15 protein-coding genes are annotated in these 16,420 nt (G+C 59.5%); 6 read left to right on the forward strand and 9 right to left on the reverse strand.

Features of this window, described 5'->3' with window-relative positions:
* Positions 1-9 precede the first annotated feature (9 nt).
* The 8 genes from phoB to HYPDE_RS01385 all read right to left on the reverse strand — a co-directional run bounded on the left by phoB (position 10) and on the right by HYPDE_RS01385 (position 7,412).
* Positions 10-714 (reverse strand): phosphate regulon transcriptional regulator PhoB, encoded by a 705-nt coding sequence (phoB, locus tag HYPDE_RS01350; protein WP_015596523.1) that lies wholly within the window; start codon positions 712-714, stop codon positions 10-12.
* Positions 715-738: 24 nt separating this feature from the next.
* The gene (gene phoU / locus HYPDE_RS01355) at positions 739-1,452 is read right to left on the reverse strand and encodes a phosphate signaling complex protein PhoU (protein WP_015596524.1); all 714 of its coding nucleotides are present in this window, start codon (positions 1,450-1,452) and stop codon (positions 739-741) included.
* A 41-nt stretch (positions 1,453-1,493) separates the two neighbouring features.
* Positions 1,494-2,282 (reverse strand): phosphate ABC transporter ATP-binding protein PstB, encoded by a 789-nt coding sequence (gene pstB / locus HYPDE_RS01360; protein WP_041319758.1) that lies wholly within the window; start codon positions 2,280-2,282, stop codon positions 1,494-1,496.
* The gene (gene pstA / locus HYPDE_RS01365) at positions 2,279-3,130 is read right to left on the reverse strand and encodes a phosphate ABC transporter permease PstA (protein WP_015596526.1); all 852 of its coding nucleotides are present in this window, start codon (positions 3,128-3,130) and stop codon (positions 2,279-2,281) included. Before pstA ends, pstB begins: the two co-directional genes overlap by 4 nt.
* A 1-nt stretch (position 3,131) precedes the next feature.
* Positions 3,132-4,124 carry a phosphate ABC transporter permease subunit PstC gene (gene pstC, locus HYPDE_RS01370; RefSeq protein ID WP_081625151.1) on the reverse strand — a complete coding sequence of 331 codons (993 nt, stop codon included), beginning with the start codon at positions 4,122-4,124 and terminating at the stop codon, positions 3,132-3,134.
* A 92-nt stretch (positions 4,125-4,216) separates the two neighbouring features.
* The gene (gene pstS / locus HYPDE_RS01375; RefSeq protein ID WP_015596528.1) at positions 4,217-5,260 is read right to left on the reverse strand and encodes a phosphate ABC transporter substrate-binding protein PstS; all 1,044 of its coding nucleotides are present in this window, start codon (positions 5,258-5,260) and stop codon (positions 4,217-4,219) included.
* A gap of 344 nt (positions 5,261-5,604) precedes the next feature.
* Entirely contained in the window at positions 5,605-6,888 is a 1,284-nt protein-coding gene (locus HYPDE_RS01380) for an ATP-binding protein (RefSeq protein ID WP_015596529.1), read from the reverse strand.
* Between the two features lie 17 nt (positions 6,889-6,905).
* Positions 6,906-7,412, reverse strand: coding sequence for an RrF2 family transcriptional regulator (locus HYPDE_RS01385; protein ID WP_015596530.1), 507 nt, complete (start codon positions 7,410-7,412; stop codon positions 6,906-6,908).
* A gap of 242 nt (positions 7,413-7,654) precedes the next feature.
* Between HYPDE_RS01385 and HYPDE_RS01390 the strand changes: the two genes are divergently transcribed.
* From HYPDE_RS01390 to rimO, 6 genes are all read left to right on the forward strand, one after another.
* Positions 7,655-8,941 carry an imelysin family protein gene (locus tag HYPDE_RS01390; RefSeq protein WP_015596531.1) on the forward strand — a complete coding sequence of 429 codons (1,287 nt, stop codon included), beginning with the start codon at positions 7,655-7,657 and terminating at the stop codon, positions 8,939-8,941.
* A gap of 61 nt (positions 8,942-9,002) precedes the next feature.
* Positions 9,003-10,454, forward strand: coding sequence for a multicopper oxidase family protein (locus HYPDE_RS01395; protein ID WP_015596532.1), 1,452 nt, complete (start codon positions 9,003-9,005; stop codon positions 10,452-10,454).
* Positions 10,451-11,632, forward strand: coding sequence for a di-heme oxidoredictase family protein (locus HYPDE_RS01400; protein ID WP_015596533.1), 1,182 nt, complete (start codon positions 10,451-10,453; stop codon positions 11,630-11,632). Before HYPDE_RS01395 ends, HYPDE_RS01400 begins: the two co-directional genes overlap by 4 nt.
* A gap of 20 nt (positions 11,633-11,652) precedes the next feature.
* On the forward strand, positions 11,653-12,699 hold the full coding sequence (locus tag HYPDE_RS01405) for an imelysin family protein (protein ID WP_244437752.1): 1,047 nt from the start codon (positions 11,653-11,655) through the stop codon (positions 12,697-12,699).
* Positions 12,680-13,792 carry a DUF1513 domain-containing protein gene (locus tag HYPDE_RS01410; protein WP_041319762.1) on the forward strand — a complete coding sequence of 371 codons (1,113 nt, stop codon included), beginning with the start codon at positions 12,680-12,682 and terminating at the stop codon, positions 13,790-13,792. The genes HYPDE_RS01405 and HYPDE_RS01410 overlap by 20 nt, the downstream gene beginning before the upstream one ends.
* A 92-nt stretch (positions 13,793-13,884) precedes the next feature.
* On the forward strand, positions 13,885-15,288 hold the full coding sequence (gene rimO, locus HYPDE_RS01415; RefSeq protein WP_015596536.1) for a 30S ribosomal protein S12 methylthiotransferase RimO: 1,404 nt from the start codon (positions 13,885-13,887) through the stop codon (positions 15,286-15,288).
* A 13-nt stretch (positions 15,289-15,301) separates the two neighbouring features.
* On the opposite strand, the gene HYPDE_RS01420 is transcribed toward rimO, so the two are convergent.
* Positions 15,302-16,219 carry a cation diffusion facilitator family transporter gene (locus HYPDE_RS01420; RefSeq protein ID WP_051112036.1) on the reverse strand — a complete coding sequence of 306 codons (918 nt, stop codon included), beginning with the start codon at positions 16,217-16,219 and terminating at the stop codon, positions 15,302-15,304.
* Positions 16,220-16,420 lie beyond the last annotated feature (201 nt).

Genomic DNA, 16,420 nt, shown 5'->3' on the forward strand with positions numbered 1-16,420 from the left:
GGCGGGCGGTTAAGCCGGTGTCTCGGCTTCGCGGCCGTCGAAGACGTAACCCGCGCCACGCACCGTGCGGATGGGATCGCTTTCGTTGCCGCGGATCAACGATTTCCTGAGACGTCCGATGTGGACATCAACGGTGCGCTCGTCGACTTCTGACGACTGGCCCCAGACGCGATCGAGAAGTTGATTTCGGGACAGCACGCGGCGCGGGCTTTCCATGAAGACTTCGAGCATCCGGTACTCCGTCGGGCCGAGCCGCACTTCGCGCACGCCGCGCATGACTTTATGCGCTCCGCGGTCCATGGTGATTTCGCCCGAGACGAGGATGTCGCTCATGCGCTCCGGTGCTGCGCGGCGGAGAAGCGCCTTGATGCGCGCCATCAACTCCTGAACCGAGAAGGGCTTCGTGACGTAGTCGTCCGCGCCGGTCGTCAGCCCGCGCACGCGATCCGATTCTTCGCCGCGCGCCGTCAGCAGGATGATTGGCAGGTTTTGCGTCTCGGTTCGGTTGCGTAGGCGGCGGCACAGCTCGATCCCCGAGATCTTCGGAATCATCCAGTCGAGGATCGCAAGATCGTAACTCTGCTCCGCCAGGAGCAGCTCGGCTTCTTCGCCGTCGGCGGCGTGCACGACGTCATAACCTTCCGACTGCAGATTGTATTTCAGAAGCTCGACGAGAGGCGCTTCATCTTCGACGACGATGATCTTGGCGGCCATGGGGTTTCGCTTCGGTTCCTTCGTTTACTGACGCGGCGTTATCAGGGTCGACGAGGTGCGGTCGCCCTTGGGACGATCGTCCGCGATCGGCACGCCGTGGACCAGATAGTGAATGTTCTCGGCGATGTTCGTGGTGTGATCGCCGATGCGCTCGATGTTCTTTGCGCCGAACAGGAAGTGCGTGCACAAGCCGATGTTGCGCGGGTCTTCCATCATGTAGGTCAGAAGTTCGCGGAACAGCGAATTGTACATGGCGTCGACCTGCTCGTCGCTCAGCCAGACCTTCATCGCCTTATCGGCGTCGAGGGTCGTCAGGGCGTCGAGAACGTCCTTGAGCTGCGCCTGCACCATCTCCGTCATGTGGCGCATGCCCGTCATCAGCGGCTTCGGATAGGATTCTGTCGCGACGGCGAGCGCGCGCTTGGCGATATTCTTGGCGAGATCGCCGATGCGTTCGAGGTCGCCAGCGATCTTCAGCACGGTCATAATGTGACGAAGATCGTTCGCAAGCGGCTGACGGCGCGCGATCATCAGGATGACCTGCTCCTGCACTTCGCGTTCGAGCTGGTCGAGCATCGCGTCGCTTGAAACGGCCGTCTCGGCGAGCTTCGGGTCGCGGCGTTCTAGTGCGTCCATGGCCTGGACCAAAAGTTTTTCCGCGTATCCGCCCATCTGGGCGATGCGGCGGTCGAGCAGCTTCAGTTCTTCTTCATATGACTTGACGGTATGTTCGTTCATTTAAGTCAGTCCTGAAATGCGTTGGTCTCTGGAAGCGGTCACTAGCCGAAGCGGCCGGTGATGTAGTCCTGAGTCCGGCTGTCCGTTGGATTGGTGAAAAGCCTCTTGGTCTCGCCGAACTCGACGAGTTCGCCCAAATACATGAATGCGGTACGCTGCGAGACGCGGGCGGCCTGCTGCATGTTGTGCGTGACAATGGCGATCGTGAAGTCGTTCTTCAGCTCGTCGATCAATTCTTCGATGCGTGCGGTCGAGATCGGATCGAGCGCCGAGCACGGTTCGTCGAACAGTATGACTTCGGGCCGGATGGCGACGGTTCGCGCGATGCAGAGACGCTGTTGCTGGCCGCCCGACAGGCTCAAGCCGCTGCTGTGCAGCTTGTCCTTGACCTCTTTCCAGAGAGCGGCCTTCTCCAGTGCGGATTCGACGCGAGCATCAATGTCCGATTTCGGCAGGCGTTCATAAAGGCGGACGCCGAACGCGATGTTTTCGTAGATCGACATTGGGAAGGGCGTCGGCTTCTGAAACACCATGCCGATGCGCGAGCGCAGGAGATTCAGATCCTGGCGCGGATGGAGGATGTTCTCACCGTCAAACAGGACCTCGCCCTCAGCGCGCTGGTTCGGATAGAGATCGTACATCCTGTTCAGGACGCGCAGCAGGGTGGATTTTCCGCAACCGGAAGGGCCGATGAACGCTGTCACCTGACGCTCATAGAGCGGCAGTGAAATCGACTTCAAAGCCAGCGTGGACCCGTAAAAGAATTTCAGATTACGGACTGAAATCTTTTCCGTAAGCGTGGAGTCCACGTCCTTGGACATCACATTCATTGTGGGGACCTCGAAGAACCTAGCCAACGTGCGAGAATACTAAGTGTCAGAACCGCCGCGGTGATGAGCAAAGCGCCTGTCCAGGCGAGACGCTGCCAATCCTCGTAGGGGCTCAGAGCGTATTGGAAGATGACCACCGGCAAGCTCGCGATCGGAGCGTTGAGATTGGTGCTCCAGAACTGATTGTTCAGGGATGTGAACAGGAGCGGCGCCGTCTCGCCGCTGATGCGCGCGATCGCGAGAAGCACGCCCGTGATCATGCCGGCGCGTGCGGCTTTATAAGCAACTTTCCTGATGACGAGCGATTGCGGAAGCCCAAGAGCAGAGGATGCTTCGCGGAGCGTGTTCGGCACCAGCAGAAGCATGTTTTCCGTCGTTCGCACGACCGTCGGGATGACGAGTGCGGCGAGTGCCGCGGATCCGGCGAGTGTCGAGAAGTGGCCCATCGGACGGACCATCAGCTCGTAGATGAAGAGGCCGGTCACGATCGAGGGTGCGCTCAGCAGAATATCGTTGATGAAGCGGATGAAGGAGCTGACTTTACTGTAGCGGCCATATTCCGCCATGTAGGTTCCGGCGAGAATGCCGATCGGAGTGCCGATCAGAACGCCGATGGCCGTCATGATCAGGCTGCCGGCGATGGCGTTCAAAAGTCCGCCGTCGCTGCCTGGCGGTGGCGTCATCTCAGTGAAAACGTTGATCCCGAGACCGGCAAACCCCTTGTACAGCAGCGTTGCCAAAATGATGCCGAGGATCGCCAGTCCCAATGCGGCGGCGGCCCAGCACAGGCCGACGGTGATTTTGCTTCTGATACGCCGGCGCTCATACCGGCCGCGATCGAGTGCCATGTTACGCCCCCGCCTTCTTCTCGATGCGCATCAGCATGAGCCGTGCAAGTGCGAGAACGACGAATGTGATGAAGAACAGGATGAGGCCGAGCGCGATCAGCGAGGACGTGTAGAGATCGCCGACGGCTTCTGTAAATTCGTTGGCAATCGTTGCCGAGATCGTCGTGCCTGGCGCCAGGATGGATGCTGAAATGCGATGCGCATTGCCGATGACGAACGTCACGGCCATCGTTTCGCCGAGTGCACGGCCGAGGCCGAGCATGACACCGCCGATGATGCCGACGCGCGTGTAAGGGATGACGACGTTTTTCACGACTTCGCGTGTCGTCCAGCCCATGCCGTAGGCTGCTTCTTTCAGAACGGGCGGCACCGTTTCGAACACGTCGCGGCAGACGGCGGTGATGAACGGGAGCACCATCATTGCGAGAATGAGAGCCGAGGTCAGAATGCCGATGCCGTAGGGCGGTCCAGCGAAGAAGTTGTTGAGGATGGGCACGTGCTCGAATGCAGCGATAAGCGCGGGCTGGACGTAGTGTTGCAGAAACGGCGCGAAAAAGAACAGGCCCCAGATACCGTAGATGATGCTGGGGACGCCTGCGAGAAGCTCGATTGCGACACCGATCGGGCGGCGCAGAGCCATCGGACAAAGCTCGGTCAGGAAGACGGCGATGCCGATGCTGATCGGTACAGCGATGAGCATAGCGATCGCGGAGGTTACGATCGTTCCGTAAATGGGCGCCAGCGCGCCGAATTGCTCGGTGACCGGATTCCAGACTTCGGTTGTGAGGAAGCTCACGCCGAAGGTGCTGAAGGCGAGATAGCCGCCCGCGATCAGAGAGCCGAAAATTGCGGTAAGCAACACCAGAACAAAATAGGCCGAAGACTGCGTCAGGTAGCGGAAGAACACGTCGGACTTTTGTAAAGTCCGCAGGACGCTGCGTCGTTTGGCCGGAGAGGCGGATCGCTGAATTTCAAGATTAGTCAGGAAACTCAATTTCTTGCTCCTGATGCGGAACCAACCGTGCAATTTGGAAGGCATGAAGGAGGCGCCCTGCTAGAGGCGCCTCCGGTATTCTCGGATAGGACTTAGTTCGACGCGAAGATCGGCTTGTTGTCTTCGCCGACGATCTCGGCCCAGCTTTTCTTGATCTGGGTTACGACGTTTTCAGGGAGCGGAACATAGTCAAGCGCTTCCGCCATCTTGCCGCCGTTGGCGTAAGCCCATTCGAAGAACTTCAGCGCTTCTTTCGCAGCAGCCGCGTCGGCCGCCTTCTTGTGCATGAGGATGAATGTCGGGTTCGTGATCGGCCAGGAGTCGGCACCCGGCTCGTCCGTCAGGACAACGCCCATGCCCGGAGCCGAATTCCAGTCGGCGCTGGCAGCGGCGGCCTGGAATGCCGTGATGACGGGTTCGACAGCCTTGCCGTCTTTGTTGATGAGCTTGGTGTTCGCGAGTTTGTTCTGCTTGGCGTAGGCGTATTCGACGTAACCGATCGAACCCTTCGTCTGCATCACGTTGTTGGCGACGCCTTCGTTGCCCTTGGCGCCGAGGCCGACTGGGAACTGAACGGAGGTGTTCGAACCAACCTTGGCCTTGAAGTCAGGGCTGACTTTGGAGAGGTAGTTGGTCCAGACGAACGTCGTGCCCGAACCGTCCGAGCGCGAGACAACGGCAATGGCGCTGGAGGGGAGGTTTACGCTCGGATTGAGCTTCTTGATGGCCGGGTCGTCCCACGTCTTGATTTCGCCGAGGTAGATCTTGGCGAGCGTCGGGCCGTCGAAAACGAGATCGTTGGCTTTGACACCGTCGAGGTTGACGACGGGAACGATGCCGCCCATGACCGTCGGGAACTGAACGAGGCCGCCCTTTTCAAGCTTCTCGCCGGAGAGGGGCATGTCGGAAGCGCCGAACGTCACGGTCTTGGCTTCGATCTGCTTGATGCCGCCGCCAGAGCCGATGGATTGATAGTTCAAGCCGATATTGGTCTCTTTCTTATAAGCATCGGCCCATTTCGCATAGATCGGGTACGGGAACGTCGCGCCCGCGCCAGAGATGTCGGCTTTGACGGGCGCAGTCGCCGCGGCCGTTGCCGCAAGCGCCGCGAAAAGCGCAACAAAAGACTGTTTCACTCTTAATCTCCTCTTAACGGGGGCTCGAAGCCTCGTCCCCCCATTCGCCGAACCCCAAGCCCGGCGCGCACTCTGTAGTCCACTTATTTCACGGCTAGATGAAACGTTAATACCTTGTTTCCGAACGCTTCTTCGCCGGTAACGATGTTGAACGCAGTACCAGAAAATCGGCATTGCCGTGGTTTTGCTCAGCCGATGCCCTTCTTGATTGAGGGCTCACCGCGGGACGGGCGCTACGACGGCCGAAGCTGATTCAGCAACGGGGCTGTCATAGCGCTGTCATCCAGCGTCGCGATCTTTTATGATTTTGATGCTATGAATTTGTGACAATCTAACTAATTGATTTATTTATACTTTGGCAAAACAACTTTGAAGATCGTGCCGCGTCCGACGACGGACTCAACCGAGAGTTCGCCCTGGTGCCGACTCAGGATGTGCTTGACAATCGCGAGGCCAAGGCCGGTGCCGCCGATACGACGGCTGTGCTCAGTGCTGACACGGTAAAATCGTTCCGTCAGGCGGGGCAGATGTTCGGGTGCGATCCCGAGGCCATCGTCGGTCACAGTGATCGTCACACGTTTTCTGACCGAATCGCGGTCGTTTTCCGTCATGTGGACTTTTACCGAGCCACCTTCGCGGCCGTATTTCACAGCGTTCTCGATCAAATTATGAAAGACTTGGAACAGTTCGTCGCGCTCTCCCTTCGCGAGTAGCGACGACGTTTCCGGCTCGACCGTCATCGTTATCCGCCGTTCGTCTGCCGCAGGCGTAAGAGAGCGCACAACTTCGTTGAGCAATTCGTTCAGCCTGACTTGACCTGTTGGATTGAGGTTAGCCTTCTCCTCGACGCGACTGAGCAAAAGCAGATCATCGATGAGCCGGGTCATGCGCTCGGCCTGCTCTCCCATGATTTTAAGAAAGCGGTCGTGAGCCGCCTCGTCGTGACGTGCCGGTCCTTGCAGCGTTTCAATGAAGCCGCGAACCGATGCCAACGGCGTTCGCAATTCGTGACTGGCGTTGGCAACGAAATCGGTACGCATTTCGAGCGCGCGTTGTTGTTCCGATTCGTCATGGATCGTGATCAGGGCGGCGACGGCGGGGTGGTGGGCACCGCCGCCGAACGGCGCGACCGTGGCGATGAATCGTTGCCCGAGTCCGCCGCGCGACAACAGCTTTGCCGTGCGTTTTTCGCCGGTCTCGAAGGCACCGGTGACTGCTGCGATAAGTTCGGGATCGCGGTTGATGTGCTCGAGCGTTCGCCCCTCCGTCAGCCTTTCGAAAATGGAGAGCGCCGCTGCGTTATAATTCAAAACGACCGATGCGCGGTCGAGAACGATTGCAGGATCGGGTATTGCGGTCGCGAGGTCTGTCCAGGACAAAGATTTGTCCACCGCGATATTTGCAATCGTTTGCGCAATTTTTCTCGGCGTTCTGCGAATCCGCCATGCGAGCGTTGCGGCGGCGCCCGCTATGAAGCCGCAGAGCAATAGAAGGCCCGAGCGAAACGGTTCCCCGGCGTAAAGCCATGTCGGGACCAATGCCAGCAATGCGGCTGCGCTCAGCATCGCAAAGCCTACATATGCGTTCGCGGGCGTTTCGGGTGACAACTGATTTTTAATGAGCGACATCGCCTCTCCGGCGGCAACTAGCTCCGTCGCAAGGCGCGCGCTGCAGGTTTTTTCGCACGAGCCTTGGCGCCGCGGCTACTGCCGCCATCCGTCTCGCGGTCTGCGTCCGTAATCCCGATGGGCGTATTCTGATTCGCGAGCTCCGCCAGCGTGTGCTGGTCCAGGACGGAGATGAATGCGCTCAAGGCATCGCCGAACATGGCATTGATGGACGCTGGATCGTTCTCGCCCGATTTTCGGCCGCGTCCGCCGCCTTCGACTTGCACTCGTGTGACCTCGATCGCCCTCACGACATCGCCGATCCGGATCGATGTTGCCGGCTTCGCAAGCCGAACGCCGCCGTTCGGGCCTCTCACGGCCGACAGGAAGCCGGCATGGGACAGGATGTGGACGATCTTGAAGACGTTCTGCTTAGTGACACCCAGCCGTTCGGACACGCCCGCGACCTTTACAAGCTCGTCTTTGGCCAAGGCGCAATCTATTAAAATGCGGATTGCGTGGCCGGTCTGCTTCGTCAAGCGCATATTTGTTTACCTGGTGGCCGCGCGGCCGCGGCTCTAAAGTCCGACGGTCGTTTCTTTCAAATTCCCGACTACGTGGCAAGTGCCGCGCGGCCGAGCGCCGCTGGATTGAGCCTGCCAGGCGCTTGGAGTTCACTTGACACCCTTCTAGGGCGTCAATGTATACTATCACGGTAAATAATTTTGGGCGATCCGCAGCTTAGCGCAACAAAAATCGCCAAACCCAGGAACATGGAGAACGCACGATGTCAAAATTGGCGATTGCGATGGCTTGTGCGACGGGACTGGCGCTTGCAGGAGCGACAGCGGTACGCCCGGCCTTCGCTGACGCGCCGTCGGTCAAGGACATCATGAAGAATTACGGCGACGTTGCCGAGTCGATGTACTCCGACACTCTTGCCAAAGCGAAAGATCTCGACAAAGCCATTGACGCATTCCTGGCGGCTCCGAATGCGACGACGCAGAAGGCAGCGCAGGATGCCTGGAAGGCGGCGCGCGTTCCCTACATGCAGACCGAAGGTTTCCGCTTCGGCAACAAAATCGTCGACGACTGGGAAGGCAACGTCAACTCGTGGCCGCTCGATGAAGGCCTGATCGATTACGTCGACAAGGCAAGCTACGGTGATTCAAAAGAAGAGAACCCGCTCTATACGGCCAACATCATCGCCAACAAGAAGATTCGCCTCGGACCGAAGGTCCTCGATACGAGCAAGATCGACAAGAAAGTTATCGCTCAGCTCAATAGCGCGCTCGATGTCGAAACGAACGTCGGTACCGGATACCATGCGATCGAGTTCCTGCTGTGGGGCCAGAATCTGCACGGGACCAATCCAGGCGCAGGCGAACGCCCCGCCAGCGACTACGATCTCAAGAATTGCACGCATGACAATTGCGACCGTCGTCGCGATTACCTAAAGGCGGCAAGTTCGCTGCTCGTCGACGAACTCGAAGAGATGGTCGGCAACTGGAAGGCTGACGGCGCCGCGCGCCAGGCTCTCGCCAAGCAGGATGAGAACGCACAGCTTTCGACGATCCTGACCGGTATCGGATCGCTCTCTTACGGAGAGCTGGCGGGCGAACGCATGAAGCTCGGCGTTCTGCTGCATGATCCTGAAGAAGCGCACGACTGCTTCTCCAACAACACACAGAACAGCCACTTCTATGACGAAGTCGGCATGATCGAGATCTGGAACGGCAAATACGACGGTGCGAGCGCCGTTTCGGGCGCAAGTATCGCCGAGCTTGCTCGCGCCAAGGCTCCCGATGCGGCGAAGCGCGTCGACGAAGCGATGGAGAACACCAAGGCGAAGCTCAATGCCATCAAGGTCAAGGCCGATTCAGGCGAGATGGGCTACAATCAAATGTTGGCTGCCGGAAACGATACCGGTAACAAGCTCATCCTCGATGGTGTCGACGCGCTCGTGGCCCAGGCCCGTGCCGTCGAGGCCGTCGTCGCGGCGCTCAACCTGAAGGTCAAGATCGAAGGCTCGGACAGCCTCGATAATCCGGGTCAGGTTGCGACCAAAAAGTGATTGGCGGATTGCTCTTAAACCGGCGCGGTTTTGATTGATAACGGGTGGTGGAAGAGCCCGCATGGTGACACGTCGAGAACTTTTGACAGGCGTCGCGGCATTCTCAGGGAGTGCCGTGGCATCATTTGCATTTGCAGGGCGCAAGGCGATTGCGCGCGAGCCTGTCATTGCGCAGCCGGTTGCTCACGATACGAAGAAGCTGTTTCTCGATCTTGCGGAAAGGCCGGCCGCGCTGCCGTGTTTCGACGGCAAGACGCTGCCGCTGTGGACGTTCCAGGAGGGAACGCTATTTCCGGTCGTGCGCATGAAACTCGGCGAACGGCTCGATACGCGCTTCAAAAACGATCTACCGCGTCCCGGGGAATACGCGTCAATTCATTGGCATGGCCTCAGGATACCAAACGACCAGGACGGCGTGCCGTTCATGACGCAGAAGCCGGTCGATCCCGGCGGGGTCGGCACCTATTCCTTCGTGCCGCCGGACACAGGCAGTTTCTTCTTTCACACCCATTGCAATTCGACCGAGCACATGGGGCGTGGACTGGTCGGTGCCCTTATCATCGAGGGGGACGAGATCGAACCGCCCGATGCCGAATACGTCCTCCTGATGAAGGACTGGCGTATTTCCCCCGATGGAACGTTTTTGCCGTTTTCGACGGATGCTGGCGCTGCCAAGGCTGGCACACCGGGGACCGTCCGATCGGTCAACGGCGAGCGGCCTGCTGTCTTCAAAGTTCCGTCGTCGGCCAACGTCCGCATTCGGTTTTATAATGTCGATCCGACACGCATCTCCGAAATCGGTTTCGAGGATGCGGAAGCTGCGATCATCGCCATCGACGGAAACGGTCTCGATCCGCTTCCGCTCTTATCGTGGCGGATGGGGCCTGCGATGCGTCTCGATATTCTGCTGCGTACGGCGCCGGCGGGCGGTAGCGTTCGCCTCATGGACTTCTTCGCGAAAGAGCCGGTCGTGCTTGCCGAGTTCCATTCGGAAGGGCCGCCGAAGCGAAACGGGAAGTTCGAGCCGACGCCCTTGAAGGTCATGCCGTTCCCTAAAGTCGACGTGAACGGCGCGCAGCAGATTCCCTTCATTTTCTCGGCGACGGCGACGGGGGAAGCTCTCGCTGAGCTCGGAAACTCCGGCATCGAGATCGGGTCGCTCTGTCTTGCAAAACGCACCTTCTGGGCCATCAATAAGCAGGCGTGGCCCGGAATGGATCACAAGGATCTCGGGCCGCCTCTCGCCGTTCTGAAATCCGGCCAGAGCTATATCTTCGATCTGCAAAATACAACACCGCACTCGCATCCGATCCATATTCATGGCCACACATTCGAGGTTATGAGTTCGAGCATGCGCCACGTGCCGCCGCATCGGGCCGATACGGTACTGTTGCGCCCAAACGAGCGAGTCCAGGCGGGCATCGTGGGGGGGCAACCCGGAACGTGGATGTTCCATTGCCACATCATCGATCACCAGGAAGCCGGCATGATGGGCTACATCGAGGTCACATGACCTCCGGCCTCCGGCTTTGGCTAAGGGTTGCGCTGCTTATCTTCGTAATCTTTATGCCCCGCGTGGCCGATGCAGATCCGCTCGATGCCGCGATGGGAAAAGCGCTCTTCGATCGCACATGGGTTCCGGCGCCGGCATCGACCGACGCGTCCGATGGGCTCGGTCCGCTATTCGTGTCGCGCTCCTGCACGGGGTGCCACGGGCGCGGCGAAGGCTCTCACGTCGTCACGCGCGAGGACGGATCGCCGGATATCGCCGGCGCGGTCGTGCGCTTCGGCCGCGCCGATGGTTCGACCGATCCCTTTTATGGGCTCGAACTGCAAACCAACGCTGTCCCTGGCCTCATGCCTGAGGGCAGTGCGCAGTATTTACCGAAGCTCGAACTTAATCTGAACGACCGAGCGCTCGCGAATGACGTAAAGGCGGGCGTTCGGTTGGCTCCGTCGCTTTTCGGTCGCGCCGCGTTCGATAGCGTTCCCGATGCGGAAATCCTCAAGCGCTTCGATCCGGATGATCGCGACGGCGATGGGGTCAGAGGCCGCGCCAATAAAACTGCGGGAGGCATCGGTCGCTATGGCTGGAAGGCGGCGCAAGTGACGCTTGAAGAGCAAGTCGCGCATGCGTTCGCGTTCGACATCGGTCTTTCAAGTCCGAAGCAGCCGCGGCCCTACGGTGACTGTACAATTCTGCAAACCGCGTGTCTGGCCGCACCAAACGGCGAAAGTCCTCTGTTCAAAGGCCGCGAGCTTTCCGGAGATATTCTGAGAGTCGTTGCGGTCTATCTCGGAACGCTTCGTGCGCGTCATGAAACGACCGATCCGGAAGCAGCCGCGCTCTTTGCCGCGACCGGCTGTGCCACGTGCCACGTGCCGTCGCTGGCGACGCGGGATGGCGGCTCCATTCCCGCATTTACCGATCTCCTGCTTCACGATATGGGATCGGCGCTCGATGACGGCGTCGGCGAGCCGGGCGTCAAACCTGAAGAATGGCGAACCGCGCCGTTAATCGACGGGCATGTTCGCGAAAAAGAGCGCCGTTTTCTCCACGACGGTTCGGCTGCCTCGGTATCTGAAGCCGTTGCAAAGCACGGCGGGGAAGGGGCGCGCAGCCGGGATCTTTTCGAAGCGCTGAAGCCTGAAGATAAACAACGGCTGGTCGACTACGTGAGCGGGTTATGAATTTGATGCGAAAACTAAGGGTGCTGCTTTCCTTTTTTGTAATGGCGGCGCTGACGACGGCGGTTTCCGCCGCTGAGCCTCCGAGCCATCTCGAGATGGTTCGAACGGCGATCGAAACGCACATCATCCCGCATATCGACGCTTTGAAGACTGCGGCAGAGGCTTTGCCGCCTGTTGTCGAGACTGTCTGCAAGTCGGGGTCGCCAGAGGCGCGGCACGCATTGGAGAAGAAATTCGCCGACGCCGTCACTGCATACGCGGCAGTCGACTTTCTTCGTTTCGGTCCGATGCTCGAAAAGGGGCGGCGCGAGCAGATTTCCTTCTGGCCCGATCCGCGCGGCTTCGTCAGCCGGCAGCTGCGCATGATCCTCGTGAACAAGGATGAAAAGCTCGCCGAGCCGGGCATGCTCGCGAAGCAGAGTGCGGCGGTGCAGGGTCTGCCGGCGCTCGAAGCACTGATGCACGATAAGGATGTTCCGCTGGGTCCGACCGATCCTGCGCATTTTCGTTGCATCATGGCAAAGGCGATTGTTCAGAACATTGTGCGTTTGACGAGCGAAGTTGCAGAAGGTTGGGAGAAACCGGGCGGATGGAAAGACAAGATGCTCAATCCGGGGTCGGAGAACGATACCTATAAATCGGCAGCAGAGTCCGCGGTCGAGATCGTCAAAGCCTTTCTCGTCGGATTGTCGCTCACCGGCGATCTGCAACTGAAACCGCAGGTCGATTCCAAAATCAAGCTGACGCCGCCCTATCAGAGATCCGGGCTTCAAAAACAATTCTACACCGCTAGCATCACGTCATTGCACGAACTCTACAACGCGCTCCGTCTCGAAGCCTATCTGAAGCCCGATATGGCTTGGATGAAAGGCTGGTCACAGGGGACATGGCGAACGATCGAGTCAATCGATGGCGCAGGCGGGCGAGCGCCGGGTGCACAAAGGAAAGACACACCGACCGCGCGCGAGGTCTTCGACCGGATGAATGGCCTGCGCAATATCGTGGCCAATCGCTTATCGACAGCAGCCGGATTGACGGTAGGTTTCAATGAGCTTGATGGTGATTGATCGCAGGTCCCTGCTGCTTGGCACGCTGGCGTTCATCGGAACGTCATCCGCCGGCAAGGCTTTCGCGTCGACTACGGACAGCGACATCGCCTATGTCGCCACCGCACGCCGGGGCATGAGCGATTTTTGCGTTCTGCTTCTCAGAGTTGACGGGTCGATCGTTCGCGAGGTTCCGCTGACGGCGCGAGGGCATGACATTGCCTATCATCGTCCGTCGGGACGGGTTGCTGTTTTCGCACGGCGGCCGGGAGCGTTTGGAGCCGCGTTCTATCTCGACAAGACTACGCCGCCTCACATTTTCACGCCGGGCGAGGGCCGTCACTACTACGGTCACGGAGGCTTTTCGCAGGACGGTCGGCTTCTTTATGCTTCTGAGGCGGATGTCGAGGGCGAGCGCGGTCTTATCGGCATCTACGACGTCGGGGGCGGCTACAAGAAGATCGGCGAGCATCAAAGCTACGGCGTCGGCCCGCACGAAATCATGCTGCTTGCGGACGGTAAGACGATCGCGGTCGGAAACGGTGGCCTCGATACGGTTCCCGATGCGGGTCGTGAAAATCTAAACGTCGATACGATGGAGCCGTCGCTTGCCTTCGTTGACGCGGAAAGCGGCAAGCTGGTCGCCAAGCACGCGATGTCGGGCGATCTCAAGTCGCTTTCCATCCGTCATGTGACCCAGGACAAGACGGGGCTCATCTGGTTCGGCGGTCAATGGGAGGGAAGCCCGAGCGAGACGCCGCAGATCGTCGGCAGTGCTGGGCTTGATCGCGAATTGAAGCTTGTCGACGCACCGGGCGGTGGGAAGGATTTGCGCGGTTACATCGGCGCGATGGCGGTTAGCAAGGATGGGCGTTTCATTGCGGCGAGCGCGCCGAAGGCCGGCCATGTGCTCTATGTCGATTCCGAGACGGGGCAAGTCGTCGGCAAGAGTGATCTCAAGGACGTTTGCGGTCTTTCGTCGGAAGGCGAGCACGACTTCGCGGCCTCGTCGGGCTTCGGCGTTATCCGTTATGAGACGGCCGAAGCGCGTGTGATTTCCGAGCACGAACTGCAGGACATCGCCTTCGATAACCATCTGCGGCGCATCTCCTGAGCTTCCGCGCGACCGCGCAATTTCGGGCGCCTTCTGCCGATTGCCACTCTGTCGCGATTGCGCTTTCTGGGTACCGAGGCTAGAAGCGCGAAATGACGAAACCCGCGGTCAAAGCAAACGTGAAAGCAAGTGCGAAGGCGCGGCGCTTGGCGCATGGGTCCGGTGCAACGACGGCGCCTGCGCCGAAGGTCGGCTTCGTGTCGCTCGGCTGTCCGAAGGCGCTCGTCGACAGCGAGCGCATCATCACCAAGCTCAGGTCCGAAGGCTACATGATCGCGCCTGACTATTCGGGCGCCGACGTCGTCGTCGTCAACACGTGCGGCTTCCTCGATTCAGCGAAGCAAGAAAGCCTCGACGCAATCGGCGAAGCCATGAACGCCAATGGTCGAGTGATCGTCACGGGGTGTTTCGGGGTTGAGGAAACGCGCATCCGCGATGTGCATCCAGGCGTGCTTGCCGTCACCGGCCCGCACCAATACGAGCAGGTCGTCGAGGCGGTTCACGATGTGGTGCCGCCGCTGCACGATCCGTTCGTCGATCTGGTGCCGCCCGAGGGGCTGCGGCTTACGCCGCGTCACTACGCCTATCTGAAGATTTCGGAAGGATGTAACAACCGCTGCTCATTCTGCATCATTCCTTCGCTGCGGGGCGATCTCGCGAGTCGGCCGTCAAATCACGTCATGAGCGAGGCGGAGCGTCTCGTGAATGCCGGCGTGAAAGAGTTGCTCGTTATCAGTCAGGACACGAGCGCTTACGGTCTCGATCTCAAATACGCCGAAAGTCCGTGGAAAGGCGTACCGCTGAAGGCGCGCTTTCAGGATATTTCTCGCGCGCTGGGCGAACTCGGTGTGTGGGTCCGGATGCATTACGTCTACCCCTATCCGCATGTCGACGACGTCATTCCGCTGATGGCGGAGGGCAAAATTCTGCCCTATCTCGACATTCCGTTTCAGCACGCGTCTCCGGCAGTCTTGAAGGCGATGCGGCGACCCGCGGCGCAGGAGAAGACGGCGGAGCGTATCCGCCGCTGGCGCGAAGTCTGTCCCGATCTCGCCATCCGCTCGACGTTCATCGTCGGCTTTCCGGGCGAGACGGAAGAGGATTTTGCGTTCCTGCTCGACTGGCTGAAGGAAGCCGGCATCAACCGCGCCGGATGCTTCAAGTATGAAGCCGTCGAAGGCGCGAAGGCCAATGCAATCGATGGCGCCATCCCGGAAGAGGTGAAAGAGGAACGCTGGCACCGCTTCATGGCCATGCAGAAGGACGTCAGCAGCGCGCAACTCGCGAGCAAAGTGGGACAGGTCATCGACGTCCTGGTTGACGAGGTCGATGAGGATGGCACGATTGCCCGCTCCAAGTGGGATGCGCCCGAGATCGACGGCAACGTGTTCCTGAACGGCGAGCACGGCGTCAAGGTCGGCGATCTGGTCCGCGTGAAAGTCGTCGAGGCCGGTGACTACGATCTCTGGGCTGAACGCTCTACGGCCGACGCTTAGTCCGGTTCCAAGCCTAAAGCTGGACGGCACCCGACTCCTCGGGTTTCGCTTTATAGTCCGGCTCGACGTGGATGACGACTTCCGAGCCCTCGATGGTGTTTTCGATGGCGTGCTCGAGGCGATCGCAGATGATATGCGCATTGTCGACCGTCATCGCACCCGGAACGATCAAGTGAAATTCGATGAAGAGCGCGCGTCCCGCCTGTCGGGTCCGGATATCGTGGGCTTCGAGCGCGCCGCGGCCGTTGGCCTCGATGATCTTGCGGATGCGCAGCTCGATTTCTGGACTCGCCGCCTCGTCGAGCAGGTGCGACATCGACTGGACGGCGATCTTGTAGCCCATCCAGAGAATGTTCAAAGCCACGACTGCGGCGATCAGTGGATCGAGAAGGTGCCAGCCCGTCAAGACTGCGATCGCCAGGCCGGCGACAACCCCGACGGAGGTCATGACGTCGGTGAAAAGATGCTGCCCATCGGCGACGAGCGCGGGCGAGCGCCACGACCTGCCACGATTGATCAGCACCCAAGCCGATGCGCCGTTGAGAACCGAAGCGACGATATTGAGCCCGATGCCGAGAGCGGAATGCTCGATCTTAACGCCTTCGATGAAAGCGTTGCGCGCCTTCATCAGGATGAGCACAGCCGCGACGGCTATCATCGCACCTTCGAACATCGCGGCCAGAAATTCTGCCTTGTGATGGCCAAAGGGGTGATCGGAGTCGGCGGGTTTGGCGCTCAGGCGAATGGCGGCGAACGCGGTCACCGCCGTCATGACGTTGACGACGCTCTCAAGGGCGTCGGAGAAGAGCGCGATCGAGCCCGACACCACATAGGCAACGTATTTGATCGCGATGACAACGAGCGCGATGGCGATGTTTGCTACCGCAAGCCGGTTGATTCTCGAGGCTTCGAAATTTGAATCTGCCGGCATGTCAATCTTGTCTTTCTGTCCCGTAGCCGGCCTAAGTGCCATATTTGTGAGGCCGCTGCCATCGAACACGGGGATGTGCGGCTTCGTGGCTGCCTTATCCACATGCGTCAGAAGATGGCGTCTCGCCCATAACGACCGAATCTGTTGCTGACAATAGCGGGGTTAAGGATTGTCAGTCCGCCTAGACGGGCGCGCAGGGTG

The sequence above is a fragment of the Hyphomicrobium denitrificans 1NES1 genome, from assembly GCF_000230975.2.
GTDB classification, from domain to species: Bacteria; Pseudomonadota; Alphaproteobacteria; order Rhizobiales; family Hyphomicrobiaceae; genus Hyphomicrobium_B; species Hyphomicrobium_B denitrificans_A.

Coding starts and splice junctions, on each gene's coding strand:
- phoB (WP_015596523.1), bottom strand. CDS start 714: ATGGCCGCCAAGATCATCGTCGTCGAAGATGAAGCGCCTCTCGTCGAG.
- phoU (WP_015596524.1), bottom strand. CDS start 1,452: ATGAACGAACATACCGTCAAGTCATATGAAGAAGAACTGAAGCTGCTC.
- pstB (WP_041319758.1), bottom strand. CDS start 2,282: ATGAATGTGATGTCCAAGGACGTGGACTCCACGCTTACGGAAAAGATT.
- pstA (WP_015596526.1), bottom strand. CDS start 3,130: ATGGCACTCGATCGCGGCCGGTATGAGCGCCGGCGTATCAGAAGCAAA.
- HYPDE_RS01380 (WP_015596529.1), bottom strand. CDS start 6,888: ATGTCGCTCATTAAAAATCAGTTGTCACCCGAAACGCCCGCGAACGCA.
- HYPDE_RS01385 (WP_015596530.1), bottom strand. CDS start 7,412: ATGCGCTTGACGAAGCAGACCGGCCACGCAATCCGCATTTTAATAGAT.
- HYPDE_RS01390 (WP_015596531.1), top strand. CDS start 7,655: ATGTCAAAATTGGCGATTGCGATGGCTTGTGCGACGGGACTGGCGCTT.
- HYPDE_RS01395 (WP_015596532.1), top strand. CDS start 9,003: ATGGTGACACGTCGAGAACTTTTGACAGGCGTCGCGGCATTCTCAGGG.
- HYPDE_RS01400 (WP_015596533.1), top strand. CDS start 10,451: ATGACCTCCGGCCTCCGGCTTTGGCTAAGGGTTGCGCTGCTTATCTTC.
- HYPDE_RS01410 (WP_041319762.1), top strand. CDS start 12,680: ATGAGCTTGATGGTGATTGATCGCAGGTCCCTGCTGCTTGGCACGCTG.
- rimO (WP_015596536.1), top strand. CDS start 13,885: ATGACGAAACCCGCGGTCAAAGCAAACGTGAAAGCAAGTGCGAAGGCG.
- HYPDE_RS01420 (WP_051112036.1), bottom strand. CDS start 16,219: ATGCCGGCAGATTCAAATTTCGAAGCCTCGAGAATCAACCGGCTTGCG.